Here is a 26,371-nt window from a genome sequence, read left to right as displayed (position 1 = left end):
CGAAGCGGCCGGGAAAGGGATCAAGGGTTAAAGGGGACATTTGCGGACGGCCCGGACCCGGCACCGCCAGCCCTTGTAGTTGGTGCTCTGGAGGCCGTCGTAGAAGTCCTGGTACCAGGCGAAGCCGGACTCCAGTTCGGTGCTCGTCCAGTACGCGCGTCGTTCGAAGGCCTCCTGCCCGCCTTCCTTGAATGCCTCGGCCGTGGTCTGTTCGGGAACGAAGCCGTCGCCCGGCATCAGGGTTTCGGCCAGAAGCGCCGCCTCGTGCCGGCTGGGCAGGTACCAGTCGTCGTGGCCGCCGATGGCGAGCGCGCGGCAGAACTGGGCGGCCGGGTGGCTGTCGTCGTTGATGGCGTCCGAGTTGGCGAGGCCGTCGCGCAGGGACCGGGCCGGGGCCTCGTCCTCGCCCTTGGTCCGCCAGGCGGCTTCGGTCTCGCCTTCGGCCTTCGGCGCGAGAATCAGGGCGTGGAGCCGGCCTTCCAGCAGGAAGGCGCCGGCGAAGAAGCCGCCGGCCAGCGGCTCGCCGATAGCCGGCAACGACGGGGGCGCATCAATCCGGTCGACTTGGATATTGGTGGTCATTCACAGTCTCCTTTCGACTGCTGGGGTAAATCACGATTGGGGAGGCGTCACCGCCATCGCGTCGAGGCGCGCGGCGATCCTGTCGACGAGGCGGTCGATGTGGACGGTGGGCTCGCCGAGGCGCTTGAGACGCTCCGCCTCGGCGAGATAGAGGGCGCCGGCCCGGACGAGGTCGCGCTCCGGCGTCTTGGGCTTCCACCACTCGCGGCCCCAGGGCCAGCCGACCGGCACGCCGTCGACGGTGAGTGGCAGACCGAAGTCGGCGTTGCTCTGGTAGCAGAGCGCGGCGCTGAACATCTCGCCGCCGCGGTGTTCGTCGTCGTGCGCGACGTCGAATCCCTCGGCTTCGATCTGGCGCTTGCGCTCGGACAGTATCCTCAACATGCCGCTCATGGCTCGATCTCCTTCGAGGTGGTTGGGCATCAGTACAGGCCTCCCGTGCAGGCCCAGGCGATGGCGTGCGCCAGGCCGAAGGCGGCGAGCGCCGTGACCGGGAGAGAGAGCCTTGCCCAGGCGGCCTCGGCCGGCGATGATGAGGGATGGTCGAGGATCTCCTGCCATTCGCCGTCGAGCAGTGGGACGCTGGGGGCATCCGCATCGAGCGGATACTGGCCCGGGCGGCCAACGTGCTGCTGGCCAGCGCCGCCTTCGACCGGGCATCGGCGCTCTATCCCGACAAGGTGCTTACCCTGCGCCACGGGACGCGCGTGGTGGCGAGCCTCAACCTGCCCGACTGAGCGCGCCGGCGTCATCGCGCGCCTCCGCGTGCCTGGCCCGGCAAGGCGATCTCCACGACATGGGTGAGGTGCCAGCGGCCATCGGCCTTCGGCACGCACTCGTTGAGGATCCAGGGCACGATGATGTGCACCCAGTCGGACGCGTCACACCAGCCGGTGCCGTTGGCCATGGCGTTGACGTCGAAGACGCCGAACTCGTTGCGGCCCACGGACCATGCGGCGCCGATCCAGTGGGTGTGGCGGTAACGGGCGCGCATGGGGACGCCGGGTTTCGTCCACGGTCCTTCCCACTGCACCCTGGCCAAGCCATAGGTCGGAAGGCCGGCCGGCGGATTGACGCGACGCCAGTCCGCGCCCAGGCGGTCGAGGATCTCCCACATCAAGGTCGGATTGGTGTAGCGCTTGCGCTCGAAGTCGCCGAGGTGGGGGCGCAGTTCGTCGAGCGTCAGGCCCATGATGGCGGCGATCGCCGTCGGGCCGCAGTTGCAGCCCCATTCCTCATAGGCGCTATCGGCCTCGGCGACGGTGAAGCGGGGCGGGATCACGGCAGGTCTCCCTCCGGCATCGATGAGCAGTCAGGGTCGGGCGCGGCCGGCGGTACGCCGGCGGTGTCGGTGCTGCGGATGACATTCTCGACGACATGTCGCGGCGTCAGGTAGACGGCGCCAAGCCGGCTCTCCACCGCTGCCTGCGCTTCCCCGGGCGTCCCCAGCTTGCCGGTGCGTCGGCGGTGCAGGACCATGCAGCCGCACTGCCGCCAGGTGATCCCGACGGCGCCGGCCTTGACCGCGAGGGCGCGCTTCTCCAGGCACACGTCGTAGTGGTCGCCCTGGTACCACTTGCGGGCGACTCCGATGCGGTCGGCCATGGCGTGCAGCTCGGCCTCGTCATCGGCGATCATGTGGCACATGATCATCCGGCGATACGGGGCGCGCATGTCGTCGACATAGACGGTCATGGCGTCGGCCTCCTCGCCGCTGCCGGGAATTCATCCCAGGTACGGCCATCGAGAAGCCGGCCGGCGACCTTGCTGCCGACCCGGTACATCCATTGAAAACCGAGTGGGTTATCGGCGATCCGATTTGGATCGGCGCAAGCCGCGTGAAAGTCCTCCAGGGCCTGCTCGTCGACATCGATCGCACGCGTGTTGAATGCCTGCCTATTCCGGATACGTCGGGCATGCTCAGTGATGGAAAAATCGCGCAGGCAAACACGCCCGTCGCCCAGCCAAGCGATGCCTTGGACGTTAGGGAATTCCCTCGCGTTGTGGTCAGGGCCATGGCAGTAAACGTCCACACCGCTGGTCGGTTTCCACTCGCCCCATTGTTTGAGGTGGAACCACGGCGGGCCATCCCTTCCGCGGACTTCACAGACGTCGTTGCACACCTGGCGGAACCAGGCCGGATGGGCGGGATCGGCCCGTGGGCCGGTGGCGCCGCCGGCGACGATCCAGGAGAGGCGCGGACAACGCCTTTCCTCGTTCATGTCGTCGGCGATCCAGGCGCCCGTCAGGGCATCGAGGCGACCGTCGGCCTCGCCGATCTTGATCCTGCGGAAGTCGATCGGCCCCGCCGCCGGCTCGTAATAACAGCCGTACCAGCGGGCGGGCGCCTCGAACAGCCGGGGAATGCGCAGGTTCGCCCGCTTCTGATCCTCGCAGGTCACCATCAGCATGACGTTTGGATAGCCGTCGCCCCAGTCGGGCGGCAGCATGCCGGGGATGTTCTCCGGCCGCTTGGTCAGCGGCGTCCACAGCAGGTTGGGGGTGACCTTGACGAGGGCCCACCAGCGGGCGCGCCAAGCCGGGTCGGCCCGATCGTCGAAGATGTCGCAGAGCGTGTTGAGCACCACATGCATGCGGCCCTCGCGCGCGGCCAACCTGTCCCAGGCGAGGGGTTGCCGCCAGTGGGCCTCACTGGAGAGCCTTCGCGGCTGCTGGGCGCCCCACTTGACCAGGCCGGAGCGCTTGGCCCAGCCCTCGGCGAAGCACACCGCGCAGCCGGGGCTGACCTCGCCGTCGTCGACCACCGGATGACAGCCGTACCAGGGCTGGAAGGTGTGGTCGGCGGATTCGATCTTGGTCACCACGCCCATGGTCATTTCCCCCTGTCGTCCAGCACGGCGTCGATGAGGTTGTCGTCGATCGCCGTCTCGACCAGGCGGCGGGCCAGCTCGTTGGGCGAGATCCCGCGGGCGGCGGCATGCGGGCCGAGGGCGTCGAGAACGTCGATGGGAAACACCACGGTGCGGCCATTGGCCTCTGCCGGCCGCCGCCGCCGTCCGGCGGCCGAACAGGCCAGCGCCTCCACGGTTCCGCAGCGGATGCCGATGCGCCGGGCGATCTCGGCGTCGTTGATCCCCTGGCCGCGCAACGCGAGCACGGCGGCGGTGCGGCTGGGATAGCCCAGCGCCGGCTTAGGCGCGCCCATGGCCGGACCCCTTTTGCCTTGGCGTCGTGTCGATGCCCGTCACAGCCGCCTTGGCCCTCTGGTAGGCCGCCCACAGCGCCGGATCGTCCTCGCGGCACTCGTCCAGGTTCGACGGCGCGATGGCCAGCAACGCGAGGCAGGCCTGCCGCAGGGATGGGGCGGCCTTGATGAGGGCCATCAGCGGGCCGTGGGTATCGGTGCGAAACGCCTCGTGCGGGTCGCCGACCACACAGACCGTGGGCGTCGATCCACCAGCGGCTGGCGCGACCAGGACGCCTTCTTCGTCGACGCCGGTGGCAGGAACCCACGGGCCGTCGAGCAACGGCACCGAGGGTTGACCGACGAAGCCCGGCGGCAGGGCATACTTTCCCATCGGCGCCCATTCGACGATCCAACCCTGGAACGGCAGGCCATGCTCGACGTCGAAGAAGGCGAGCAAGCCGAAGCCGGTTTCGAGGCCGGTGAAGCCGTCGGCCATGGCCAGGGCTTCGGCCTCGGCGTTGTCAAGCGGCCTGTCGTCGATCCGGATCTGGGCGAGGGGGGCCTTGCCGATCTCGATCCGCCGCACGGCGGTGCAGGGTCCGGCGTTGATCTTGCGGCACGCTCGCGTGCGCAGGCCCTCCCAGCACGTGACCCACTGGCCGAACCGGCAGGGTGGGGCGCCGTCGACGCGCTCGGCGCGGATGGTCTGGCGCTTGGTGCCGGCCTCGACCAGGCGGGCGAAGCGGGACTTGAAGCCGAAGGCGGGCATCATTGGCCTCCCTTTATCTGGCGCTGGTGGGCCTCGCGGATTTTCGCGTGCCGCGCGCGGCGGTCGCGCTCGTCGCGCAGCCATTCGTCGACGATCCGGCAGAACTCGGTGAAGCCGCCCTTGCGGCGCTTGCCGCGCCAATCCATGGCGAAGTCGTACAGCTCGGCGCCGCGCTGATAGCGTCGCTTGTGGAAATTCTGCCGGCAGGCGGTGCCGCAGAAGTCCTGGTCCTGGCGGGTCGGCCAGTAGGGGTTCCCGCACTCGCCGCAGTAGCGCATCGGCAGCGGCGGCGCGCCGCGCACGACGATCGGCTTGGCGGCCTGGGCGGCGTGGCGCCGCCGGCTTTCGGTGGCGAGGCTTTCCATGGCGTCCATCGGGGTTCCTCCTAGCGCGGTCTCCATCACAGACGCCCCTCCCGGCGGGCGGCGCTGGCCAGGCTGATCGGCAGCCAGCGGTAGAGGCGCGCCAGCCACTCGTCGGCCGCCTTGTGCCAGGGCCAGGGAACGATGACGGTGGGCAGGGGCGCGCTGCGCGATCCGAGAAAGACGCCATCCATCGGCCCCTCGGCGGTCAGGTCGCGCTCGACGGTGGCGTCAAGCCGGCGCACGGCGGCGGCCACCTGGGCGGCGGCGTTCTCGGCCAGCGGCCAGGGTAGGCCGGCGGCGGCGTGGATGGCTTGGTCGTGGGCTGCCGCCAGGCGGTCGACGGCCCGCCCGGCGCCGGAACGGAGCTGGTCGAGGGCATGCTTCTGCGTGTCGGAAATGGTGACGAACGCCTTGCGGGCGTTGTGAAGAAGGCCGGCCAGGCGGACCAGGCGGTTGTCATCCGGCAGGATATCGGCGACGCGGCAGGCGTGCTCGGCCTCGGAATAGGGCGGCGCGTCCTCGGCCAGGTTGCCGGCGCGCAGGCAGCAGCGGGCGAGCGCGTTGCCGAGGTCGCGCCAGTTGACGTCGCCGGGGCGCGGTTCGTGGAGCGGCCAGTAGGCACCAGAAACCGTCTTGACGAACACGTGGAGATCGGCGGAAGCGGTCACGGCAGCATTCCCATGGTGATGGTGAGGCCGATGGCGGCGACGGCGAGAAGAACGGTGCGCCAGCCGAATGGGGTCAGCAGGCGGAATGGGCGGCGGATGGCGCGATGACGGGTCATGGGTGCGATGCCTCCTTGCCTGGGGTGAAAAGGTCGGCCTGGCCGGCGGCGCGGATCTCGCGGAGCGCCTTGAGCCCGATGCCGCGATGCAACAGCCACAGGCCGTGCAGGTCGGCCTCGGCCGACGGATGGAACGGGTTGGCCGTCTCGGGCAGTCCCTCGCGGCCCGCCGCGCCGCCGGCCGCGCGCGCCACCAGGGACGCCAGGGCGCGGTCGCCCCGGCCCAGGGCGTCCCTGGCTTCGGCCGCATAGCGGCCGGCGTCGCCGGGGAGGAAGACGGCGGGCGCGCGGGCGGTCATTTTTCCCCCTTGCCGTTCAGGGTGGGCGGCCAGGGCAGGGCGCGCAGGCGGTCGCGCACCTTGGCTTCGGCCCACAGGGGGGGGCAGGTCAGGTCCTTGTGCGGCCTGACGCTGGCCATGACCCGCGCGAAGACGGCGGTGACCTCGGCCGGCTGGTCGAGACGCGGGGCCAACACGAGGTCGCGCTTGATGCCCTCCATCAACTGCCGGAGGATGGCGGGCGTCGCGCCCGCCGTGGCGTCGGCCAGGAAGTCCATGGCATCCTGGGGCAGGCCGAAGGGCACGAGGTAGCGGGTGAGGATGGCGAAGCGCTCTTCGTCGCCCGGCAGCGGGATCTCCAGTTGCAGACCGAAGCGGCGCCACATGGCGGGATCGATGGCGTCGGCCCGGTTGGTGGCGGCGATGAGGGTTCCGGTGAAGTTCTCGACGCGGGCCAGCAGGGCGTCGACGATGGCATTGGCCTCGCGGGTCGCGGCGTGGCCGTCGGTGCCGCGCGTCATGGCGACGGCGTCGAATTCATCCATCAGGATGACGCAGCGGTCGGCCTGGGATTCCAGATCCTCGAAAACGTCGGCAATCTGTTCGCCGGTCTGGCCGATGTACTTGCTGCGCAGGCGGTCCATCTTGACGCAGGCCAGCGGCAGCCCGAGGCGGGCCGACAGGTGGTGGGCCAGCGTCGTCTTGCCACAGCCCGGCGGGCCCGACAGCATGGCGGTGCGGCGCGGCTTGACGTCGACGGCCTTGAGGTCGTCCTCGGCGAACAGCTCGGTCATCCAGGAGCGGACGGCGGCGCGCACCTCGGCCGGCAGGATCGGCTGCTCGGCATCCTTGGGCCGCAGCACCTCCACCATGCCCCGGATCCTGGGCGCCAACTGGAATCCCTGCGCCATCTATCGGGCCTCCCCGCCGGGTTCGCCATCGCCGCCGGGCTTGCCGTCGCCCCTCTTCGGCTTCTTGCGCCGCCACGCCTCGGGGATGTCCATGCCGTCGCTGCCGTCGGCCTCGCACCAGCCCTCGTCCCAGGCGGCGCGGCGCGGATCGGCGGGCGGGAAGGGGTTCTCGGTAACCGGCTTGCCGTTGAGCGCGGCCTCGCGGCCAAGTTCGCGCGCCTCCTCGACGGTGGCGGCCGGGGCCTCGGGCGTCCCGGCATCCTCGTCCGGCCCGTCCGGCGGTACGCCGGGTGCGTCGTCATGTTCGTCCGGGACATCGTCGCCGGGCGGACGGCGCGGCGGCCTGCCCGACAGGCGCTTGCGGGCCGCCTCGCCCAGCGGCGTGCCTTCCAGCATGCCGAGCGCGCCCTCGTAGATTTCCAGCAGCGCGTCCTCTTCGTCGCGCGCCTCGGCGGTCATGCGCCGGCGGGCGATCACCTTGTTGATGGTCTTGACGTCGAATCCGGCCTGTCTGGCCTCCGCCTTGACGTCCTTGACATCCTCGGCCAGGGCCTTCCTCTCCGCCTCCAGGCGCTCGATGCGCTCGACGAAGGATTTCAGGCGATCGGCCGCGAGGCCGCCGGGCTTGTTCATGGCTTCGGCTCCAGGGCTTGGGTTCGGTCGGGGTCGGAAACGGCGCGCCCGAGGTTGGCGGCGATGCCGGCCGCCGACGCGCGCAGGGATGGGGTGCCGGCCGCCGCCTCGATGGCGCGGATGGTGGCGAGGCAGCCATGCGCCGTCCGCCAGTCGCGGCGGCGGATGGCGGCGCGGCCGGCGTGGGCGTTGCGCCAAAGGGAGTGGGCGGCGAGCCCGAGGCCGAGGCGGCAGACGCGGCCCATGGTCAGGCGGCCTTGGCGCCGGCGTCGGCGGCCGGGGCGAGACGGATGGTGAACTCAGCCTCGGCGCCGCCGCCGATGCGGTATTCTCCGGTGGTTTCGAGGGCGGTCACCATGAAGCCCACCTCGTCGGCCGTCATGTCGGGATTGGCGGCCCGGAAGTCGTCGAGCGTGCTGGACCACTCCGGCTTGCGGCGCAGGTCGGCGGCACGGCTTTCGTGGCCGGCGAAGGCGGCGATGCGGGTGGACCCGTCGATACGGCCGGGCCTCGGCGCGCAGGCCGCGATCAGACGGGCGGCGTCGCCGTAGGTGCGGACCTGCCAGCCGGCGAAGCCGGCGGCGACGAGATCGCCGTTGGAGACGTTGTCGGGGTTCGGCGCCGCCTTGATGAAGCGGGCCATGCGGAAGGCCTCTGGCGTCGTCTCCCCCGCGCCGAAGGCCGGCCGGACCGACATGTAGCCGGCAACGTCATCCAGGGCTTCGCCGATGCTGTCGCGCAGGAGTGAGGCCTCCTCGGGCGACAGTTCGAATGCGAAATCGTCGCCCGCGATCTTAAGCGACAGCGTTCGCTCTTGCATGGAGTCGCGGTCGCGCCACGAAACCGCGACCTTCCCGTCGGTCTGTTTGAAGAAGTAGATGGCGGCCATGGAATTCTCCTATTTTGCATCCTGCACCAGCGACCGGACATGACGCTCGGCCGCCATCTCGATCTTGGTCAGGGTCGTTGTGCTGAGGACGTGGCTCACGTCCTGGTAAAGGAATTTGTTGATGGTCGAGGCGGCGAGGCCGGCCTCGCGGGCCAATCTGCTCGGCGTCCAGCCTGTGCTCCTTATTGCCCGCTTGACCCTTTTCAGGGCTATCCGGCGTGCCAGTATCGTCGGGGGATCGGTGTCGAGGGGTGGCATATGTGGTCGGGCTCCCTACGCATGACGGGCTGTCTGTTATGCATATCATGCAACCGTGCGCCGATGAGTGCAAGCGATAAAATGCACATCATGCAACTTTTTTGGCAACAATAACGGCGCCGCAGTGATTTCGCGGCGGGTCTGAGCGGCTACAGGCGGAGCGGGAGAAGGAGGATCAGCGGCGGTTGTAGCGGCCGACGACAACGTAGACGGCGAAGACATCCTTGCGTGGGATGGCGAACTCCTTGACGGGGTTCCATTGTCTGACGCGCAGGGCGTCGTCGTTGACCGAGACTAGTTGCTTGATGAGAGCGTCGTGCCGGCCATTGCCGTCCGCTTTGACAACCAGCACGTCGTCGCCCTGGTTCGCGGGGCGATGCGGATGGACCAGGATCATGTCGCCTTGGCGGTAGGCCGGCTCCATGCTGTCGCCGACAACGTACATAGCGAAGCCGGCCTTGACGTTGAACAACGGCTCCGGCCGCTTTACCCAGTCGATCGGATTGAAGTCGACGGTCATACCCGTGCTGCCGCCCTCGGCGCTGGCGTAGACCGGGAGATCCGGGCGATCTCCCACGAGAGCGCCCTGGCTCCATAGAGGACCCGCCGGCGCCGCGTCGCTGCGGCCCCCCGGAAGGGTTATCGAGCCGACCTGGCCGGTGCTGTCGGCGCCGACGGGGCCGGTGCCTTCCGGGGGCGGGACATAGAGAGCTCCCGGATGGATGCCAAGGGCGGCGGCGATGCTTCGCAAGACTGGGTCGGTCAACCCGCTCAAGCCCCGTTCGAGCTTGCTGATCACGGATTTGTCGCGGCCGACCGCGTCGGCAAGCTGCTGCTGGGTCAGATCCCGCGCCTCGCGCCAGGCCCGGATGTGCAACTGGATACTGTGGTCCTTCGCCATGGAGCGCATTCTATCCTCCGGCCGTTAAAATAGTGTTGCAATCATGGTGCATGTCGTGCAACGCTAGGTGCATGAGCAAGCTGGGCGCCCATCTCAAGTCGCTGGGGATCACCTTCGCCGAGTTCGGCGAAAGGATAGGCAAGGACAAGAGCACGGTCAGCCGGATCTGCGCCGGCAAGGTGAACGTCGACCGCGAGACGGCGGCGGCCATCTTCCGGGAAACCGGCGGTGCGATCACGCCGAACGATTTGTTCAACATCCCGGCCACCGAGGAGGCGGCCTGACATGGCCCGGTTTCCTTGGTCGTTCCGCTTTGATCCTCCGGCCTTCCGCCACGTCCTCGGCCAGGCCGTCGAGGGCCGCCCGCATCTCCCGCGCACGCGGGTGGTGAGGGTCGCGGGCCAGCTCATCCTGCAGGCGGGCGGCGAGTTCGTGCAGTCGGCGCGCGTGCTTTTCCATGCTCCGATGGTGGCATGGGCGAGCCGGCCGCGCACCGTACAACTTTGGGGAGTTTGTTCATGACCGGGCAACCCACGCGACAGCTTCCGCTGGGCGACTACCTCAAGATCAAGGCGGGAACCCGCGAGCTGACCAAGCTGGCCGGCGGCCAGGAGGCGGCGGCCGGGGTGACCCGGCGCTCGCACGTGTCGATCGGCCGCTACGGCCGGCCCCAGGACCCCGACTTCGCGCCGGTCGACGTGGTGGCCGACCTCGAGGCCGAGGTCGGCGCCGTGCCGGTGACCCGCGTGCTGGCCGACCTTGCCGGCTTCGTACTGGTCGCCAAGCCGAAGGTGGCGGGTGGGCCTGATTGGGCGCGCCAGGTCGGCGGCTTCGCCAAGGAAGCCGGCGAGGCCATCTCGCGCCTGGGCGCGGCGCTGGCCAAGGACGGCACCGTGACGGCCGAGGAAATCCGTGCGCTGAACCTGCGCCGCGAGGTGCGCGAAGCCATGGAGGCCCTGGCGGCGGTCGACGCCAGCCTGCGGGCCATCGAGGAGGCGGGACGATGATCCGTCTCCGCCAGGGCTTCGACGGACGTGTCCACCCCTCCACCGCGCCGCTGCCGTCGCGGGTCGACATGGACATGCTGCGCCGCAAGGCCGACCCCGCCTGCGCCCATTGCCCGAATGGGGGGGGGCGGGCCAGCCGCCCGGCCGTGAACGTCCATCCGCGCGGCCCCGCCAGGCCGGCGGTGCCGGCCGTCAACTGCCCGGTGCTGGAGTTTGCCGGCCGTTGGGGCTGGCCGTGCCACCGCACGCTGGCGGAAGCCGGGGAAGGTGAGGGATGAGCGCGGCGGGCGATATCTGCCGGCGCGGCGCCGCCCACGTTGAGGGCGCGCGGCAGGAAACGCACGGCGATGCGCTCGCCGTCTACGCCGACCTGGCCGCCATCTGGAACGCCTATCTGGGTGACCGGCTGGCCGCTGGTCATCGGCTGTCGGCCAAGGACGCCGCGCTGATGATGGTTCTTCTCAAGGTCTCGCGGACCAAGCACGGCCGCCACAATCCTGACAACTACGAGGACGCCGCCGGGTACGCCGGCCTCGCCGGCTTCATCGCCGGGCTCCAGGCCGGCGAGGGGGCCTAGCCGTGGACCCCGTGCGCGCCCGCCAGCAATTCCACCGCGCCGTCTCGATGCGCGATCCGGGCATGGCCACGCGCCTGGGTGGCGGCCGGCCGACCCGCGACGAGGGCTGGCGGCCGAGGACGTGCCAGTGGATCGAGGGCGAGCCCCGCGATCGCGACTTCTGCTGCGCGCCGGTGCAGCCGGGATCGTCCTACTGCCCGAAACACCACGCCATCTGCTGGCACCCGGTGCCGAAGAACGGAGGAGAAGACGCATGAGATGGCCGTTCCGCTGGCCCGCGCGCAAGGCCCTCAAGGTCGAGATCGTCTGTCCCTTCGACGTGGCGCCGGGCGATACGGTGCTGGCCCGCCTGCCTCCCGAGGCGCGGCCCGAGCATTTCACGTTGCTCCGCGACGGCCTGGCCGAGCGGCTGCCTGGAGTCCAGGTGCTGGTCATCGCGCAGGGCGTCGAACTCGCCGGCCTGCGCCGCGAGGCGATCACCCGCAAGGTGCCCCGCGAGGCGACGGGACTGAACGGCGCGCTGTTCGTCCACGTGACGCGCGACGCCGACTTCCGGGTCACCGGCATCCGCTTTTCCTACAAGTGGAAGGACGACAGCGCGCTCGATCAGGTGCTGTCCGAACTCGGCGAGGCGGCCAGCGCCGTCGTCCGCGAGCTTGTCGACGCCGCCCACGCGGCGCGGGACGGGAGCGGCTCGGCATGAAGTACGAGGTCACCGTCAGGGATATTCACGACGAGTGGTTCCACGGCGGCCTCTGCGGCCTGCCGGACGAGGGGCCGAACCCGGCGGCGGTCTTCGAGAAGGCCATCGAATGGTGCCGGCTCCACAACGTCATGCCGGAGACGATCTCCGTGACGCCAGCCTGGAAAGTGGAGCGCGAGGGATGATCCGCGAGATCCGCCACTTCCACCTGTTCTGCGGCATCGGCGGCGGCGCCGCCGGGTTCAACCTGGCGCACGCCCGGGTGGGGACGATGGAGGGCCGCTTCCGCTGCCTGGGCGGCGTGGATTCCGATCCATCGGCGGTGCGCGACTTCGATCGCCTGGCCGGGGTGCCCGGAACCCGCCTCGACCTGTTCGACCGCGACCAGTACGTCGCCTGGCATGGCCACAAGCCACCGGAGGGCTGGCGCGAGGCGACGCCCGAGGACATCCGGCGCGCCGCCGGCAACGAGCGGCCCCACATCGTCTTCACCTCGCCGCCCTGCAAGGGCTTTTCGGGGCTGCTGTCGGAAAGCCGCTCGGCCTCGGCGAAGTATCAGGCGCTCAACCGCCTGACGGTGCGCGGCCTCTTCCTGATGTTCGAGGCGTGGGCGGACGATCCGCCCGAGTTCGTGCTGATGGAGAACGTGCCGAGGATCGCAACGCGCGGCGCCCCGCTGCTCGATGTCATCGGCCGGATGTTCGACCACTATGGCTATGCCTGGGCCGACGGCACCCACGACTGCGGCGAACTGGGCGGCTTGGCGCAGAGCCGCAAGCGGTTTCTGCGGGTTGCCCGGCACCGGGTCAAGGTGCCGCCCTTCCTCTACCAGCCGGAGAAGAAGCGGCTGCGCTCCGTCGGCGAGGTGCTGGGCGCCCTGCCGCTGCCGGGCGACGCGGCGGCCGGGCCGATGCACAGCGTTCCGCGCCTGACCTGGAAGACATGGGTGCGGCTCGCCTTCGTGGAAGCCGGGTCGGACTGGCGCTCGCTCAACAGGCTGGCCGTCGAGGACGGCGTCCTGCGCGACTACCTGATCGTGCCGGACATCAACCGCGAGGGAAGCGGGAACTATGGGGTGTGCCGCTGGGACGAGAGTTGCGGCACCATCTCCGGCGACGCGCGGCCGTCGAAGGGGCGCTATTCCGTGGCGGACCCGCGACGGCCGGATGATCGGGCGGCCTTCGGCCAGTACGGCGTCCGGCCATGGGACGGCGTCGGGCCGGCGGTAACGGGGAAGGCGGCGCCGGGTTCGGGACCGTTCACGGTGGCCGACCCGCGCCACCACGGGCCGGAGAAGTTCAACAACATCTACCGCATCGTGCCGTGGAATCGGCAAGCCGCGACCGTGACGGGCGCGGGTGGCAAGGCACAGTGCGTCGCCGATCCCCGCTGCGATTGGCACCCGGCCGCGTCGCGCAACAAGTACCGGATCGTCGAGTGGAACAAGGCGACGGGATGCGTCATCGGTTCACGGGCGCCCTGCGAAGGGGCCGCCTGCGTCGCCGACCCCCGGCCCGGCATCGACCATTCCGACGGCCACTACGTGACGGGCGGGCACTACGGCGTGGTGCCCTGGGATGGACAGAGCGGCGCGGTCACCGCGCATGCCAAGCACGACCGGGGGCACTTTTCGGTGGCCGATCCCCGGGGAGCGTTCGGGGGGTATCCCCCCGCAATGGTTTTGCCCGAGGCCAACGAGCAGCTGACCTGCGTCATCCGGGCGCTCGACGGCACGTGGCATCGGCCGTTCACCACGCTGGAGCTGGCGGCGCTGCAGGACCTTGTCGATCCCGGCGACTTCCGGCCGTTGGATGGGGCCAGCCATACCGCGTGGCGCGAGCACGTCGGCAACGCCGTGCCGCGCGCGGCGGCCCAGGCGATCGGCGGCGTCATCGGCACCGCCCTGCTGCTGGCCTGGGCCGGCCAGACCTTCACCTTGGGCATGACACCCATTTGGGTCCGGCAGGTCGCCGTGGCGGCGGCCGTCGACGTGCCCCTGGCGGGAGGCGCCGCCTGATGCTCGCCGTCGCCATCCTCCTTGCCATCTTCGCCGCCACCATCGGGCTGGCCGGGGCGCTGATGGTCGCCGAGGGACATCGCGCCATCGACGGGCGGGAGGCCGACGGGGAATGACCGGCTATTCCATCCTTTACGCCGATTGCCCGTGGCGGTTCGAGGTGTTCGACCGCGAGACGGGGTTGGCGAAGTCGCCCGACCGCCACTACCGGACGATGGCGGTCGAGGAGATCGCCGCGCTGCCGGTGGCCGCGATGGCGGCCAAGGACGCCTTCCTCGTGATGTGGGTTTACGACCCGCTGCTGCCGGCGGCCTTCACGGTGGCGAAGGCCTGGGGATTCCGCAAGTTCATTACCCCGCTGTTCCGGTGGTTCAAGACGACCGACGGCCAGCTCCGGCTGTTCGACCCAACGCCGCGCCCCGGTTTCTCGACCGGATACCACACGCGTGGCGGGGCCTGCGAGGAGTGCTGGCTGTTCAGGCGCGGCCGGGGGCTGCCGGTCCTGCGCCACGACATTCGCAAGGAGTTCTTCGCGCCCATCCGCGAGCACTCGCGCAAGCCCGACGAGGTGGCCGGTTGGATCGTCGACCTCTACGGCGACGCGCCGCGCGTCGAGCTGTTCGCCCGCACGGCCCGGCCGGGATGGGACGCCTGGGGCAATGAGGTCGGGAAGTTCCCGGCCCGGAGGTGCGCGTGACCGACGCCTCCTACCGCGCCTTCCTGGAATCCAAGATCGTCACCGCGCCGTCCGGCGGGTTCGAGGTGGACCCGGCCGAGGTCAACCCGGCGCTTAAGGATTTCGTCCAGGCCATCGTGCTGTGGGCGGCCAAGGGCGGCCGGCGCGGAATATTCTCGGCTTTCGGGCTGCACAAGACGTCGGCGCAGATCGAGCTGGGCCGCCTGGCGATGGCCAAGCGCGGCGTCATGGCCCTGATCGTGGTGCCGCTGGGCGTGCGCCAGGAATTCTTTGACGAGGCGGAGAAGCGTTTCACGGGCGCGTTCGCGGTGCGCCTCAAGTTCATCCGGCGCACCGAAGAGGCCGATCCGGCGGCCATCAACCTGACCAATTACGAGAGCGTGCGCGAGGGCAAGGTCGATCCGCAGGCCTTCGGCTTCGCCTCGCTCGACGAGGCCGCCGTGCTGCGCGGCTACGGCACCAAGACCTTCCAGGAGTTCCTGCCGGCCTTCGCCGGGGTGCCGTTCAAGTTCGTGGCCACGGCCACGCCCAGCCCGAACCGCACCAAGGAACTGATCCACTACGCCGGGTTTCTGGAGATCATGGACACCGGCCAGGCGCTGACCCGCTTCTTCCAGCGCAATTCCGAGAAGGCCGGGGACCTCACCCTCTATCCCCACAAGGAAGAGGAGTTCTGGCTGTGGGTGCACAGCTGGGCCGTCTTCCTGCAACGGCCGTCCGACCTCGGGTTTTCAGACGACGGCTACGTGCTGCCGGCGGTCGATATCCGCTGGCACGAGGTGCCGACCGATCACACGACGGCCGGGGCGGACCGCGACGGGCAAGGCCTGATGTTCCGCAACGCGGCCCTGGGGGTGACCCAGGCGGCGGCGGAGAAGCGCGACAGCCTGCCAGCGCGGATCGCGAAGATGGCCGACCTGATCGCCGAGGACCCGGAGGCGCACCGCATCCTGTGGCACGACCTGGAGGCGGAGCGCCGCGCCATCGAGGCCGCCGTGCCGGGCGTGCGCTCGATCTTCGGCGCGCAGGACCTGGAGACGAACGAGCGGCACGCCATCGACTTCAAGTACGGCCGCTTCCGCGACCTCGCCACCAAGCCGGAGATGTCGGGCGCGGGATGCAACTTTCAGCATCATTGCGCCTGGGCGATCTTCCTCGGCATCGGCTTCAAGTTCCACGACTTCATCCAGGCCATCCACCGGATCGTGCGCTTCGGCCAGGGCCGGCCGTGCCGGATCGACATCATCCATTCCGAGGCCGAGCGCGAGGTGAAGCGCAACCTGGAGCGCAAGTGGGCGGAGCACGAGGCGACGACGGCCCGCATGAGCGAGATCATCCGCCGCTTCGGGCTCAACCACAACGAGGCAATGGATGATCTGAGGCGGACCATCGGTGTTGAGCGCATCGAGGCCAAGGGCGAGCGGTTCATTATCGCGCGCAACGACGCCGTCGCCGAGGCGGCTCTCCAGCCGGCCGACAGCGTCGACCTGATCGTCACCTCGATCCCGTTCGCCAACCACTACGAGTACACGCCCAGCTACAACGATTTCGGGCATACCGAGGACAATGCGCAGTTCTGGGCCCAGATGGACTTCCTGACGCCCGAGTTGCTGCGCATCCTGCGGCCCGGCCGGCTGGCCTGCATCCACACCAAGGACCGCATCCTGTTCGGCAACGTCACCGGATCCGGGGTGCCGACGGTCAGCCCGTTCCACGCCGAGGCCATCTTCCACTACCGCCGCCACGGCTTCGACTACTGCGGCATGATCGCCGTCAACACCGACGTCGTGCGCGAGAACAACCAGACCTACCGCCTCGGCTACACCGAGATGAGCAAGGACGGCACCAAGATGGGCGTCGGCTCGCCCGAATACGTCCTGCTCTTCCACAAGCCGCAATCCGACCGCAGCCGGGGTTACGCCGACCTGCCGGTGGTGAAGGACAAGGCCGTCTACAGCCTGGCCCGCTGGCAGATCGACGCGCATGCCTTCTGGCGCTCCAGCGGCGACCGGCTGATGACGGCAGAGGAGTTCGGCGCGGCGCTTCGCGCGCTGGGCATGAGCGAGATCACCGAGATCGTGCGGCGGTTCAGCCTGGCCGAGATCTATGACCACGAATACCTGGTCCGGCTGGGCGAGGCCCTGGGCGATCGCCTGCCGAAGACCTTCGGCGCGCTGCTGCCGGCGGCCCACGGCCCGTTCACCTGGCACGACGTCAACCGCATGCGCACGCTGAACACGGACAACGCGGCGCGCGGCTGGGAGAAGCACGTCTGCCCCTTGCAGTTCGACATCGTCGACCGGCTGATCGAGCGCTACAGCAACCCCGGAGAGACGGTCTACGACCCGTTCGGCGGCCTGATGACCGTGCCCTACCGCGCCATTCTCAAGGGCCGCCGGGGGCGGGCCTCGGAGCTTTCGGACAAGTATTTCCGCGACGGCCGGCGCTACTGCGAGGCGGCCGAGAAGCAGGTTTCGGTGCCGACGCTGTTCGACCTGATGGCGGCGGACGAGGAGGCGGCATGAGCGCGGGAAGGCCCATCGCCGCCACCCCACTCCGGCTTACCCCGGCGGTGCCGGGCGTCGACCCGTTTGACGCGTCCAGTTTGAACGCTTCGCGGGCGGGCGGCGCGCCGCTGTGGATCGACTGGTACGGGCCGGCGCTCCGCGCGCTGGAAGCCGACGGACGCTTCGACGAACGGACCTGCCGGGAGGCGGCCGGCGCATACGCCGACCGCATGGTGGCGATCTTCGGGGCGTCGGCACAGGGAGGGGACGATGGGGGACCAGCGAAATGACCGCGTTCTCCCCTCACTTTCTAGACGAACTTCGCGCCCGCGTGCCGATCGAGGATGTGATCGGCAAGCGCGTCAAGCTCATCCGCCGGGGCCGCGAGTACGTCGGCCTGAGTCCGTTCCAGAAGGAGAAGTCCCCGTCCTTCACCGTGGTGCCGGACAAGGGCTTCTACCACGACTTCAGTTCCGGCGAGCACGGCGACGTCATCACCTTCGTGATGAAGATCGAGGGCCTGACCTTCCCCGAGGCGGTCGAGCGGCTGGCCGCCATGGCGGGGATGGAGATCCCGACCGACACACCGGAGGAGCGCGAGCGGGAGCTCCGGCGGCGCACGCTTCATGAGGTGCTGGAGGCGGCCTGCGTGCACTTCCAGAAGATGCTGCGCATGCCGGAGGGCAAGCCTGGGCTCGACTATCTGAGAGGACGTGGCCTGACCGATGAGATCATCGAACGCTTCCGGCTGGGCTTTGCACCAGAGGGTGGGGGCGGCCTTGGGTCGGCGCTGGCCAGGGCGGGCATCTCCCCCGACCTGATGCGCGAGGCGGGCCTGATCCTCCGGCCTTCCGACGGTAGGCCCGGCTATCATTACTTCCGTGACCGCGTCATGTTCCCGATCGCCGACGCTAGGGGTCGCGTCATCGCCTTCGGCGGGCGCACGCTCGGGCCGGGGGAGCCGAAGTACCTGAACTCCCCGGAGTCCGCTGTGTTCGAAAAGCGCAGCGTGCTTTACGGCGTCGACCTGGCCCTTGGACCGGCGCGCGCGTCCGGCCGGATCGTGGTGGCCGAGGGCTACATGGACGTGATCACGCTCCACCAGGCGGACTTCGACGTCGCCGTCGCGCCGCTCGGCACCGCGCTGACCGAGGAGCATCTGCGGGCGCTGTGGAAGATCGTTCCCGACCCGGTGCTGTGCCTGGACGGCGACGCGGCCGGCCAGAAGGCGGCGATGCGGGCGGCGGAGCGCGCCCTGCCGATGCTGCGGCCGGGCATCGGCCTGTTGTTTGCAACGATGCCCGCCGGCGAGGACCCCGACAGCCTGATCCGGACGAAAGGGTCGGCGGCGATGGACGATGTGCTGCATGCCGCCCTGCCGATCTCGGAGATCGTCTGGCGGATGGAAACCGATGGGCGGCCTGCGGAGACGCCGGAAGAGCGGGCTGCCCTGGAGGGGCGCCTGCGGCGACAGGCCGGGCGGATCTCCGACCCGATGCTGCGCGGGCACTTCGTGCGCGCCTTCGTCGAGCGGTTGTGGCCGCGCGGGGAAACGGTGGCGATCGACCATCTGGCGACGGTAGCGAGAGGGCACCCATGCTGAAGGCGCGCGCGATGATGGCCGAGCTGTCTTCGGCGTTCGAGGCGCTGAGCGAGGAGCAACGGGCCTGGCTGGAAGAGCAGGGGATCGTCAAGGTCGCCTTCCTGGCGGCTGGCGGCATCGGGGTGTTGCCCATCGTCGCCTGGGAGGATGGGCATTTCGAGCCGGCCGGCGAGGCGAGCGGGAATGAGGGCGATCCGATGCGGTTCAACGCGGTCGTGGTGGGTGCTTTCGCCGACCCTCCAGCCGCCGCCGCTGACGCTGGGCCCGGCGAGGTTGCGCCGGCCTGTGTTGATCAGGTGGCCTTCGACCCGAGGTCGCCGGACCGCTGGTGGCGTCGCCGCCGCACGGCCTTGGCCCTGGGAGAGTGGGCTCTGGCCCCATGGGGCGGGCTGGCCATCGAGGCACCGCGGCGGGTGCGTCTGTGTGCTACGCCACTGGCTTGGCTCAAGGCCCTGGACGGATGGCCGGCGGAGGACGTGGCCGGCCCGCTCTGCCTGCTGGGGCCGGTGGTCGGCCTGACGCCGGGCGGCGAGGGTGAGGAGGCGCGCTACCTGCGCGATGTGATCGAGGGGGCGGGGGCGATCGTCTGCGATGATGAGGATCACGCGGCAGTCGTCTACGCGGCGCTGCGCAAGCGGCCGAAGCCGCCAGCACTGCCGGAGGTGTTCATCCGGGAGGCTGGTGAGGATAACAAACAGGAGGCGGTATGAACTCCGAGAATAGGACACCGCGCCTATTTTGCGGCGCCCGCCCCCCTCTCCCTGCTGGAAGGAAGGCGGCGCGATGAGCGATGGCCCGGCGAAGTACACCCCGCCCGGGAAGGGTGGAAAGCCATCGAAGGTCGAGCGGGTCGGCGGCGAGGTGGCGGCGATCGTTGACCGGCTGAACGAGGATCATGCTTTCGTTCTGGCCGGCGCGGACGCCGTCATTTTGCGCGAGGGAACGGATGCCTGGGGCCGGCCAGAGGTGCGCTTCGTCAAGGTGGGCGCGTTCAAGCTGCTCCATGGGACGCACTTCGTCGACACCGGCAAGCGCGACCTTCAGACGTGGGCCGAGGTGTGGCTGGAGAGCCCCTTGCGCCGCGAGTACCTCGGCGTCTGCCTCGCTCCCGACGGTGCCCCGGAAAGCTATTACAACCTGTGGCGCGGCTTCGATGTCGAGCCGAAGGCGGGTGACGTCGCGCTGTGGGAGAAGCACGTCTACGGCGTGCTGGCCGACGGCAATAAGGCGGCCGGCGACTATATCATGGCGTGGTATGCCGACATCGCGCAGCATCCCGGCCAGAAGTGCGAGACGGCGCTGGTGTTTCGAGGTGACGAGGGAAGCGGCAAGACGCTGCCCGGTAAGATCGTCGGTTCGTTATTCCCCGCCCACTACAGCCTGATCGACGATCCGCGCTATGTGACGGGGAACTTCAACCAGCACATGGAAAACTGCATCTTGTTGCAGGTCGACGAGGGCTTCTGGGCGGGCGACAAGCAGGCTGAGGGACGCCTCAAGGGGCTGGTGACCAGCGACGTCCATTATATCGAGCGCAAGAACGTCGATGCCTACAAGGTGCGCAACCTGATACGCCTTCAGGTGACATCCAACAACGACTGGGTGATTCCGGCCGGCTACGGGTCGCGCCGCTGGGCGGTGTTCGACGTCGCGTCGACCCACGTCCGGGAGAGAGAGTACTTCGGGCCGCTGGTGGCCTGGGGTGAGAGCGTGGAAGGCCGTGCCGCGCTGCTGCACTACCTGCTCAACTTCGACCTCGGCATGGTCGACCTGAAGGCCATCCCTGATACCGAGGCGCTCTATGAGCAGCGCATTTCGACCATGCCGGATGAGGACGCCTGGTGGCTGAGCCGCCTGAAGGCCGGAGCCATTCTTCCGTCGCAGGATGATTGGGTATGTGAGGTGCCGACTGAGGCTCTGTGGGAGAGCTACGTCAAGTTCGCCGAAAAGATCGGGGTCAAGCGCAAGCGCGTCGAGACGCAGTTGGCCATTGCCCTGCGGCGGCGCCTGCTGCCTAAGGGGTGGCCGAAGTCGTCCCGCATATCGGTCGACCACACTGACGAGCGCGGCGTGACGACATGGCGGCGCCTGCCGCATTACGTGTTCCCGCCGCTTGAGGAATGCCGGCGACACTTCCAGGAGAAGCTGTCGGGCCATGCCATCGATTGGGGCGACGATGGCCCGTCGTGAGGTCTGACAGGTTCGCCAGGTCAGCCAGCGAAACCGCGTTTAGTTTCAACGCGTTGGCTGACCTGCCAGACCTGGCGGACCTATTTCGGGGCTCTATCGCGCGCGTGCGGGCGGGCGCGGGCGTGAGGGTATATAGGTCTGACAGGTCTGGCAGGTTCGCCACAGGATTAAATTTCAAGGGGTTACGGATGGCCGACCTGACTGGCCTGTCCGGCCTCACGAAGAAGGAGATCGAGGATGGGGGTATCGCAGGCGGAACGGGACCGCGTGGAGCCGGTGCTGGCCATGGACATCGAGAGGCTGTTGATATGGACCTACCAGGACCAGGCGGCGGACGCGATCATCGGGCGGGCGGCGGGTACTGCGGCGCCAATGACGCGCGGGATTAGCAACGCGTCGATGATCGCCAACCACATCGCCCTGGGATGCCGGGTCGACGTGTCGCGGGGTGGAGCGGTGTGGGCGGCCGGGGTGGCGTGCGACCTCCATCCCGATGCTGAGGCGACGCACGAGGCGGTGACGGCTCTGCCGTCGATACTGGTCGGCATGGTCATACGCCACGCCAAGGGCGGCACGCGGCCGGACTGGTGTGAGGGGGTTATGCGCCGGCCGGTCGCCATCAAGGGAGGAAACGGCAAACCAGTGGTGATTTACAAAGACCGTGCTCGCAACTATCCAGACTATTGCCCGCTGACCTACCTTCCCCATGCCGATTGGATCAGGGACGTGCGGAAAATCTGGCTAGCGTGGTGGGATGCGCTGGACGATATAGCCGGGCGTCTCGACGGGACGTTGGAGCGCAAGGTCTTGCGTCTTCCGTTCCAAAGGGAACCATGGCTTGTTGAAGGGTATTGACTACGATGAGAGGCATTGGTATACGAGTAACATTCAGAAAGGTCCGCGCTCCGGGAACTGGTGGCGGGCCTTTCTCGTTTCCCCGGACGTGAAGCCTCCCTGTTCGCCTGCGAAGCCCCGGCGGTGTCCCCGCCGGGGCTTCGCCCTTTCCGGCGGATGGGTCCTTCCCAAGGGTGGAACGTACGCGAGTGGCGGCCCTGCGGGGGTTCGGCAGTCACAGCGGGTTTTGGAAGCCTAAAAAGCTAAAGAGTTTCCTAAACTTGGCTCAAGTCGGAGTTTAGCCGATGGCGGAGGCGGCGGAGGTCCTGCCGAAGGGACGGTTCGCGGTCCTCTGCGGCGTCACGCCTGGCCGGGTCAGCCAGTGGATATCGGAAGGCAAGATCCACGGCCCGGCCCTGGAGGGCGAGGGGCGTTCGGCCAAGATCGTTGTGGCGATCGCCCGCGAGCAGCTGCGCGGCGCCCTCGACGTCACCCAGCGGCTGGGGCTCAACGGCATGGGCACACGGCTCGACGAGCCGGCGCCGGGGCCGGCGCTGCCGTCGGGAGCGCCCACGGTCCCGCAATCGCTGTCGGGCCTACAGCCGAAGGATCCGACCGTCGAGGACCGGATCAAGGACGAGCGGCTGCGCCAGCTGCAGGCGCAGAACCGCCGCCTGGCGGAGGAGGAGCGGGCGCGCGCCGGGCTTTACATGCGCACCGAAGACGCGAAGCAGGACATGGCGCGTGTCGCCGCCCAGATGATGAAGGTTTTCGAGGGCGGCCTGGCCGACATGGCGGGCGCCGTCGCGGCGAAGTTCGGCCTGACCCAGCGCGACGTCGTGCACGTGCTGCGCTCCGAGTTCCGCGGCGTGCGGGCATCGGCGGCCCGGGCACTGCGCCAGACCGTGGAGGGCATGGACCGCTACCTCGAGGACGATGACGGGATCGGCGATGGCAATCCTTCTGGCGAACCCGGAGAGGGTGGCGACGCAGGTCCTGGTTGACGCCATCGAGCCGCCGCCGCCCGTCGATTTCGTGACCTGGGCGGCGGAGAACATCGTATTCTCGGAGCGCGAGAGCCCGTTCCCTGGGCCCTACAACCACGACCTGTTCCCGTTCTTCACAGAGATCCTGCGGGCGCTGGGCCCGGACGATCCGTGCCGGACGGTGACGCTCAAGGGCTCGGCCCAGATCGGCAAGACGGTGGTCGCCAACGTCTTCGTCCTGGGCAGCCAGGACATGGACCCGTGCGACTTCCTGTACGTCCATCCGACGGAGGAGAACGGCCGGCGCTGGTCGCGGCTCAAGCTGAAGCCGATGCTGCTGGGCACGGCCAGCCTGCGGCGGCTGTTTCCCGAGAAGTCGCGGGACGGCGGCGACGCCATCATGTTCAAGGAGCGGAGCGACGGTCGCGGCTCCATCCTGATCAGCGGCGCGAACAGCCCGGCTTCGCTGTCGCAGGTGTCGATGCCGCGCCAGGTTCAGGACGACCTGTCGAAGTGGGAGATGAACTCGGCCGGCGACCCCGAGGCCCAGTCCGACAACCGGTCGCGGGCCTACGCCTTCGGCAAGGTGTTGAAGATCTCGACGCCGCTAGTGTCGCCCGGCTGCCGGATCACGACGAACTTCGAGGCCGGCACCCAGGAGAGCTACCACGTGCCGTGCCCGCACTGCGGCCACGAGCATCCGCTCGAGTGGGAGAACATGCAGGTCAACCTGGACCGGGAGCATCCCGACCAGGCGTTCTTCACCTGTCCGAGTTGCGGCGGCGTGATCGAGGAGCACCACCGCGCCGGCATGGTGCGCAGTGGCCGGTGGGTGGCCAGAAACCCCAAGGCCCGCCACCACCGCAGCTTCTATCTGTGGTCGGCCTACGCGCCGCTGCAAAGCTGGGAGTTGATCGCCAGCGAGTGGTTCAAGGCCGAGGGCAAGCCCGAGGCCGAGCGCGTCTTCCTCAACGACACGGTGGGGATGGCCTATCACTTCAAGGGTGAGGCGCCGCCTTGGGAGGGCCTGCGCGACCGCGCCGCCGAGAGCGGCTACGCGCGCGGCACGGTCCCCTTCGGGGCGATTCTGCTGACCCTCGGCATCGACTGCCAGAAGGACCGCGTCGAGGCGCACCTGGTCGGCTGGGGCCGCGAGGGGCGACGCTGGGTTGTGGACTACTTCGTCATCCCCGGCCACATCTCGGAGCCGGCCACGCAGACGGCGCTCGACACGCTGCTGGAGCAGAGGTGGCGCAACGAGGCGGGGCGGATGGTCGGCATCGACCGCGCCGCCATCGACGGCAACGCCTGGACCGAGGACGTCTGGGGCTGGGCCAAGAAGAAGCCGGTGTCGCGCGTCATCATGGTGCGCGGCGACAAGGGCGACAGCGGCCCCCTGCTGGCCCGCGTGAAGCGCGAGCGCGACCGCAAGGGCAAGGTCATTCCGTGGTCGCGGCGGTTCTACAACGTCGGCGTCAGCACCCTGAAGATGGGGCTCTACCGCCGCCTGGCGAAGACCGATCCGCTGGCCTTCGGCCACGTTGGGCTGCCGAAGGGGCTGGAGGAGGAGTACTTCATCCAGCTGACCTCGGAGCGGCGGGTCGAGCGCAAGAACCGCGACGGCTACACGGTCGCTCGCTGGGAGAAGGACCCGAACCTGTCGAACGAGGTGCTGGACACCATGAACCAGGCCGAGGCGGCGGCCCTTCATCTCGGCGTCCGCTCGATGCCCGAAAGCGCCTGGGACAAGCTGGAAGCCGAGCGCGAGGCGGCGCTCGTCTCGGGCCAACTGGATTTCGAGGACCTGCCCCTGGGCGGCCTCGCCAAGGACGCGCCGGCCAGGCCGGCGACGGCCGCAAAGCCGGATTCGATCGCCAGCCGTCTGGCGTAGGAGCAACCGATGACCGATGTCGCGACCCTCACCACCCGCCTCGCCGAGGCGGAGGCGGCGCTGCACGACCTGCTGACCAGCCGCAAGGCGGTCACGCTGCGCGCGGCCGACGGCAAGACGGTCACCTGGCAGGCCGGCGACGCCGCCTCGCTGCGCGGCTACGTCGCCGATCTCAAGGCGCAGATCGCCACGGCCTCGGGCACGCGCGGCCGGCGGGCGATCGGGGTGGGTTTCTGATGCCCGCGCCAACGATTCTCGACGCCACCGGGCTTCCGATGCCGCGGGCCTCCGCCTTCGGGCCGACGACGTCGCACTCGGCGGCCGACCGCGTCAGCCAGGACCTGGCCAACTGGCAGCCGGCGCTGCGATCGGCCGACGCGGACTGGCTGCCCGAACGCGACACGGTGGTGTCGCGGGTCCGCGACCTCGCCCGCAACAACGGCTGGGCGTCGGGCGCGATGCAGCGCTTCGTCGACCAGGCGATCGGCGCCAATTTTCGGCTCTCGTACCGCCCCTCTTACGCGGCCCTGGGTCAGACGGCGGACTGGGCGCGGGCCTTCCGCCGCGAGGTCGAGGAGAAGTTCATGGCGTGGGCCAACGACCCGCGCTGCTATGTCGACGCCGCCGAGCGGATGACGATCTCCGGGTTGGTCGGCCTCTGCTTCCGCCATCGGTTGGTGGAGGGCGAGTCCCTGGCCGTCGCGCAGTGGCTGCGCCGCGCCGGCACGTCGTTCGCGACCGCCATCCAGGTCGTCGACCCCGACCGCCTGTCGAACCCGAACAACGTGCCGGACACCGTGTCGCTGAAGGGCGGGGTGGAGATCAACGCCTACGGCGCGCCGCAGGCCTACCACATCCGCGCCCACCATCCCGCTGATTCCGGCCTGGCGTCGATGGATTCCATGCGCTGGGAACGGATCCCTCGCCGCACGCCGTGGGGGCGCACCCGCGTCATCCACTTCTTCGAGGCGGAACGCGCCGACCAGACACGCGGCAAGTCGATCCTGACGCCGGTGGTCGAGAAGTTCCGGATGGAGGACCGTTACGGCCGCACCGAGCTCCAGGCCGCCCTGGTCAACGCCATCTTCGCCGCCTTCATCGAAAGCCCGTTCGACCACTCGCTGCTGGAGGAGGCGCTGGACACCGGCGTCTCGGCCTACCAGACGGCGCGGGCCGACTTCCACAACGATCGCCGCCTGACGCTCGACGGCGTGCGCATCCCCACGCTGTTCCCTGGTGAGTCGTTCAAATTCTCGGCGGCCGAGCGGCCCAACGCCAGTTTTGCGGAATTTGAGCGCGCCGTGCTTCGCCACATCGCGGCGGGGATCGGCCAAAGCTACGAGCAGGTGGCCGGCGACTGGTCGCAGACGAACTATTCCTCGGCCCGCGCCGCCCTGCTGGAAGCCTGGAAGTTCCTGATCGCCCGCCGGGATTCCTACGCTGCCGGCGTCGCCACCCCGATCTTCGTGCTGTGGCTTGAAGAAGCGATCGACAACGGGACCGTCGAGGTCCCGGCCGGCGCCCCGGCGTTCTGGGACAACGTGGCGGCGTGGACGCGCTGCCGCTGGATCGGCCCCGGGCGCGGCTGGGTCGACCCCACCAAGGAGGCGCAGGCGGCGCTCATGCGCATCGACGCCGGCCTGTCGACCCTGCAGGACGAGGCTGCCGAGCAGGGGAAGGACTACGAGGAGATCCTCGAACAGCAGGCCTACGAGCGGGCCCGCCGCCGCGAGCTGGGGCTGCCGGATCCGGACGTGGCGGGCATCCAGCAGACGCCGGTGGCGGCCGAACCGGAGGAAGAGAAGCGTCCCGCCGGCGGCAACAACGGCGGTAGATAGGGG

General features: G+C 69.2%; 37 protein-coding genes. 21 read left to right on the top strand and 16 right to left on the bottom strand.

Annotated features, from left to right (window positions below; translation table 11 throughout):
- Positions 1 to 27 precede the first annotated feature (27 nt).
- Both ODR01_RS22745 and ODR01_RS22740 read right to left on the bottom strand, forming a co-directional pair.
- A complete protein-coding gene (locus ODR01_RS22745) occupies positions 28 to 582 on the bottom strand; it encodes an Lcl domain-containing protein (RefSeq protein ID WP_316980008.1) in 555 nt (184 codons plus the stop codon).
- Positions 583 to 612: 30 nt separating this feature from the next.
- Positions 613 to 966 (bottom strand): hypothetical protein, encoded by a 354-nt coding sequence (locus ODR01_RS22740; protein WP_316980007.1) that lies wholly within the window; start codon positions 964 to 966, stop codon positions 613 to 615.
- 155 nt (positions 967 to 1,121) lie between these two features.
- Between ODR01_RS22740 and ODR01_RS22735 the strand changes: the two genes are divergently transcribed.
- The gene (locus ODR01_RS22735; protein WP_316980006.1) at positions 1,122 to 1,319 is read left to right on the top strand and encodes a hypothetical protein; all 198 of its coding nucleotides are present in this window, start codon (positions 1,122 to 1,124) and stop codon (positions 1,317 to 1,319) included.
- A gap of 11 nt (positions 1,320 to 1,330) precedes the next feature.
- Here ODR01_RS22735 and ODR01_RS22730 read toward each other — a convergent pair whose 3' ends face one another.
- The 14 genes from ODR01_RS22730 to ODR01_RS22665 all read right to left on the bottom strand — a co-directional run bounded on the left by ODR01_RS22730 (position 1,331) and on the right by ODR01_RS22665 (position 9,518).
- Entirely contained in the window at positions 1,331 to 1,864 is a 534-nt protein-coding gene (locus tag ODR01_RS22730) for a hypothetical protein (protein WP_316980005.1), read from the bottom strand.
- Positions 1,861 to 2,277, bottom strand: a complete 417-nt coding sequence (locus tag ODR01_RS22725) for a DUF4031 domain-containing protein (protein ID WP_316980004.1) — start codon at positions 2,275 to 2,277, stop codon at positions 1,861 to 1,863. The genes ODR01_RS22730 and ODR01_RS22725 overlap by 4 nt, the downstream gene beginning before the upstream one ends.
- Complete coding sequence (locus ODR01_RS22720; protein WP_316980003.1) at positions 2,274 to 3,413, bottom strand: DUF5131 family protein; 1,140 nt, start codon at positions 3,411 to 3,413, stop codon at positions 2,274 to 2,276. The genes ODR01_RS22725 and ODR01_RS22720 overlap by 4 nt, the downstream gene beginning before the upstream one ends.
- A gap of 2 nt (positions 3,414 to 3,415) precedes the next feature.
- Entirely contained in the window at positions 3,416 to 3,748 is a 333-nt protein-coding gene (locus ODR01_RS22715) for a hypothetical protein (RefSeq protein ID WP_316980002.1), read from the bottom strand.
- A complete protein-coding gene (locus ODR01_RS22710; RefSeq protein ID WP_316980001.1) occupies positions 3,735 to 4,502 on the bottom strand; it encodes a hypothetical protein in 768 nt (255 codons plus the stop codon). The genes ODR01_RS22715 and ODR01_RS22710 overlap by 14 nt, the downstream gene beginning before the upstream one ends.
- Complete coding sequence (locus tag ODR01_RS22705) at positions 4,499 to 4,873, bottom strand: hypothetical protein (protein WP_316980000.1); 375 nt, start codon at positions 4,871 to 4,873, stop codon at positions 4,499 to 4,501. The genes ODR01_RS22710 and ODR01_RS22705 overlap by 4 nt, the downstream gene beginning before the upstream one ends.
- 26 nt (positions 4,874 to 4,899) lie before the next feature.
- Positions 4,900 to 5,532, bottom strand: coding sequence for a hypothetical protein (locus ODR01_RS22700; protein WP_316979999.1), 633 nt, complete (start codon positions 5,530 to 5,532; stop codon positions 4,900 to 4,902).
- A 112-nt stretch (positions 5,533 to 5,644) separates the two neighbouring features.
- Positions 5,645 to 5,947: a hypothetical protein gene (locus ODR01_RS22695; protein WP_316979998.1), complete on the bottom strand. Its 303-nt coding sequence runs from the start codon at positions 5,945 to 5,947 to the stop codon at positions 5,645 to 5,647.
- On the bottom strand, positions 5,944 to 6,837 hold the full coding sequence (locus ODR01_RS22690; protein ID WP_316979997.1) for an ATP-binding protein: 894 nt from the start codon (positions 6,835 to 6,837) through the stop codon (positions 5,944 to 5,946). The genes ODR01_RS22695 and ODR01_RS22690 overlap by 4 nt, the downstream gene beginning before the upstream one ends.
- Positions 6,838 to 7,470 (bottom strand): DUF2312 domain-containing protein, encoded by a 633-nt coding sequence (locus ODR01_RS22685; RefSeq protein WP_316979996.1) that lies wholly within the window; start codon positions 7,468 to 7,470, stop codon positions 6,838 to 6,840. It lies immediately after the preceding gene.
- A complete protein-coding gene (locus tag ODR01_RS22680) occupies positions 7,467 to 7,715 on the bottom strand; it encodes a hypothetical protein (protein WP_316979995.1) in 249 nt (82 codons plus the stop codon). The genes ODR01_RS22685 and ODR01_RS22680 overlap by 4 nt, the downstream gene beginning before the upstream one ends.
- A gap of 2 nt (positions 7,716 to 7,717) precedes the next feature.
- The gene (locus tag ODR01_RS22675; RefSeq protein WP_316979994.1) at positions 7,718 to 8,359 is read right to left on the bottom strand and encodes a hypothetical protein; all 642 of its coding nucleotides are present in this window, start codon (positions 8,357 to 8,359) and stop codon (positions 7,718 to 7,720) included.
- Positions 8,360 to 8,368: 9 nt separating this feature from the next.
- The gene (locus tag ODR01_RS22670) at positions 8,369 to 8,617 is read right to left on the bottom strand and encodes a hypothetical protein (protein WP_316979993.1); all 249 of its coding nucleotides are present in this window, start codon (positions 8,615 to 8,617) and stop codon (positions 8,369 to 8,371) included.
- Between the two features lie 175 nt (positions 8,618 to 8,792).
- Positions 8,793 to 9,518, bottom strand: a complete 726-nt coding sequence (locus ODR01_RS22665; RefSeq protein ID WP_316979992.1) for an XRE family transcriptional regulator — start codon at positions 9,516 to 9,518, stop codon at positions 8,793 to 8,795.
- A gap of 71 nt (positions 9,519 to 9,589) precedes the next feature.
- Here ODR01_RS22665 and ODR01_RS22660 point away from each other — a divergent pair, with 71 nt between their 5' ends.
- The 20 genes from ODR01_RS22660 to ODR01_RS22565 all read left to right on the top strand — a co-directional run bounded on the left by ODR01_RS22660 (position 9,590) and on the right by ODR01_RS22565 (position 26,368).
- Complete coding sequence (locus ODR01_RS22660; RefSeq protein WP_316979991.1) at positions 9,590 to 9,802, top strand: helix-turn-helix transcriptional regulator; 213 nt, start codon at positions 9,590 to 9,592, stop codon at positions 9,800 to 9,802.
- A 1-nt stretch (position 9,803) separates the two neighbouring features.
- Entirely contained in the window at positions 9,804 to 10,040 is a 237-nt protein-coding gene (locus ODR01_RS22655; RefSeq protein WP_316979990.1) for a hypothetical protein, read from the top strand.
- Positions 10,037 to 10,525 (top strand): hypothetical protein, encoded by a 489-nt coding sequence (locus ODR01_RS22650; RefSeq protein ID WP_316979989.1) that lies wholly within the window; start codon positions 10,037 to 10,039, stop codon positions 10,523 to 10,525. Before ODR01_RS22655 ends, ODR01_RS22650 begins: the two co-directional genes overlap by 4 nt.
- On the top strand, positions 10,522 to 10,803 hold the full coding sequence (locus ODR01_RS22645) for a hypothetical protein (protein ID WP_316979988.1): 282 nt from the start codon (positions 10,522 to 10,524) through the stop codon (positions 10,801 to 10,803). Before ODR01_RS22650 ends, ODR01_RS22645 begins: the two co-directional genes overlap by 4 nt.
- A complete protein-coding gene (locus tag ODR01_RS22640; RefSeq protein ID WP_316979987.1) occupies positions 10,800 to 11,102 on the top strand; it encodes a DUF6378 domain-containing protein in 303 nt (100 codons plus the stop codon). The genes ODR01_RS22645 and ODR01_RS22640 overlap by 4 nt, the downstream gene beginning before the upstream one ends.
- A gap of 2 nt (positions 11,103 to 11,104) precedes the next feature.
- On the top strand, positions 11,105 to 11,359 hold the full coding sequence (locus ODR01_RS22635) for a hypothetical protein (protein ID WP_316979986.1): 255 nt from the start codon (positions 11,105 to 11,107) through the stop codon (positions 11,357 to 11,359).
- Positions 11,356 to 11,805 carry a hypothetical protein gene (locus ODR01_RS22630; RefSeq protein WP_316979985.1) on the top strand — a complete coding sequence of 150 codons (450 nt, stop codon included), beginning with the start codon at positions 11,356 to 11,358 and terminating at the stop codon, positions 11,803 to 11,805. The genes ODR01_RS22635 and ODR01_RS22630 overlap by 4 nt, the downstream gene beginning before the upstream one ends.
- Positions 11,802 to 11,990, top strand: a complete 189-nt coding sequence (locus ODR01_RS22625) for a hypothetical protein (RefSeq protein ID WP_316979984.1) — start codon at positions 11,802 to 11,804, stop codon at positions 11,988 to 11,990. Before ODR01_RS22630 ends, ODR01_RS22625 begins: the two co-directional genes overlap by 4 nt.
- A complete protein-coding gene (locus ODR01_RS22620) occupies positions 11,987 to 13,822 on the top strand; it encodes a DNA cytosine methyltransferase (protein WP_316979983.1) in 1,836 nt (611 codons plus the stop codon). The genes ODR01_RS22625 and ODR01_RS22620 overlap by 4 nt, the downstream gene beginning before the upstream one ends.
- Before the next feature lie 112 nt (positions 13,823 to 13,934).
- On the top strand, positions 13,935 to 14,519 hold the full coding sequence (locus tag ODR01_RS22615) for an MT-A70 family methyltransferase (protein WP_316979982.1): 585 nt from the start codon (positions 13,935 to 13,937) through the stop codon (positions 14,517 to 14,519).
- Positions 14,516 to 17,044 carry a DNA methyltransferase gene (locus ODR01_RS22610; RefSeq protein ID WP_316979981.1) on the top strand — a complete coding sequence of 843 codons (2,529 nt, stop codon included), beginning with the start codon at positions 14,516 to 14,518 and terminating at the stop codon, positions 17,042 to 17,044. The genes ODR01_RS22615 and ODR01_RS22610 overlap by 4 nt, the downstream gene beginning before the upstream one ends.
- Positions 17,041 to 17,316: a hypothetical protein gene (locus tag ODR01_RS22605; protein WP_316979980.1), complete on the top strand. Its 276-nt coding sequence runs from the start codon at positions 17,041 to 17,043 to the stop codon at positions 17,314 to 17,316. The genes ODR01_RS22610 and ODR01_RS22605 overlap by 4 nt, the downstream gene beginning before the upstream one ends.
- Complete coding sequence (gene dnaG / locus ODR01_RS22600) at positions 17,313 to 18,629, top strand: DNA primase (RefSeq protein WP_316979979.1); 1,317 nt, start codon at positions 17,313 to 17,315, stop codon at positions 18,627 to 18,629. The genes ODR01_RS22605 and dnaG overlap by 4 nt, the downstream gene beginning before the upstream one ends.
- The gene (locus ODR01_RS22595) at positions 18,623 to 19,339 is read left to right on the top strand and encodes a hypothetical protein (RefSeq protein WP_316979978.1); all 717 of its coding nucleotides are present in this window, start codon (positions 18,623 to 18,625) and stop codon (positions 19,337 to 19,339) included. Before dnaG ends, ODR01_RS22595 begins: the two co-directional genes overlap by 7 nt.
- Positions 19,340 to 19,412: 73 nt before the next feature.
- Positions 19,413 to 20,819 (top strand): primase-helicase family protein, encoded by a 1,407-nt coding sequence (locus ODR01_RS22590; protein ID WP_316979977.1) that lies wholly within the window; start codon positions 19,413 to 19,415, stop codon positions 20,817 to 20,819.
- Positions 20,820 to 21,056: 237 nt separating this feature from the next.
- Complete coding sequence (locus ODR01_RS22585) at positions 21,057 to 21,674, top strand: hypothetical protein (protein WP_316979976.1); 618 nt, start codon at positions 21,057 to 21,059, stop codon at positions 21,672 to 21,674.
- Positions 21,675 to 21,958: 284 nt separating this feature from the next.
- Entirely contained in the window at positions 21,959 to 22,657 is a 699-nt protein-coding gene (locus ODR01_RS22580) for a hypothetical protein (RefSeq protein ID WP_316979975.1), read from the top strand.
- Positions 22,605 to 24,530: a phage terminase large subunit family protein gene (locus ODR01_RS22575; protein WP_316979974.1), complete on the top strand. Its 1,926-nt coding sequence runs from the start codon at positions 22,605 to 22,607 to the stop codon at positions 24,528 to 24,530. Before ODR01_RS22580 ends, ODR01_RS22575 begins: the two co-directional genes overlap by 53 nt.
- Before the next feature lie 9 nt (positions 24,531 to 24,539).
- Complete coding sequence (gpW, locus tag ODR01_RS22570) at positions 24,540 to 24,767, top strand: gpW family head-tail joining protein (protein ID WP_316979973.1); 228 nt, start codon at positions 24,540 to 24,542, stop codon at positions 24,765 to 24,767.
- Complete coding sequence (locus tag ODR01_RS22565) at positions 24,767 to 26,368, top strand: phage portal protein (RefSeq protein ID WP_316979972.1); 1,602 nt, start codon at positions 24,767 to 24,769, stop codon at positions 26,366 to 26,368. The genes gpW and ODR01_RS22565 overlap by 1 nt, the downstream gene beginning before the upstream one ends.
- The last annotated feature ends 3 nt before the right edge of the window (positions 26,369 to 26,371 follow it).

This window comes from Shumkonia mesophila (assembly GCF_026163695.1).
Classification (GTDB): domain Bacteria; phylum Pseudomonadota; class Alphaproteobacteria; order Rhodospirillales; family Shumkoniaceae; genus Shumkonia; species Shumkonia mesophila.
The sequence above is the reverse complement of the archived record's forward strand: the minus strand, read 5'-3'. Positions and strand labels throughout refer to the sequence as shown.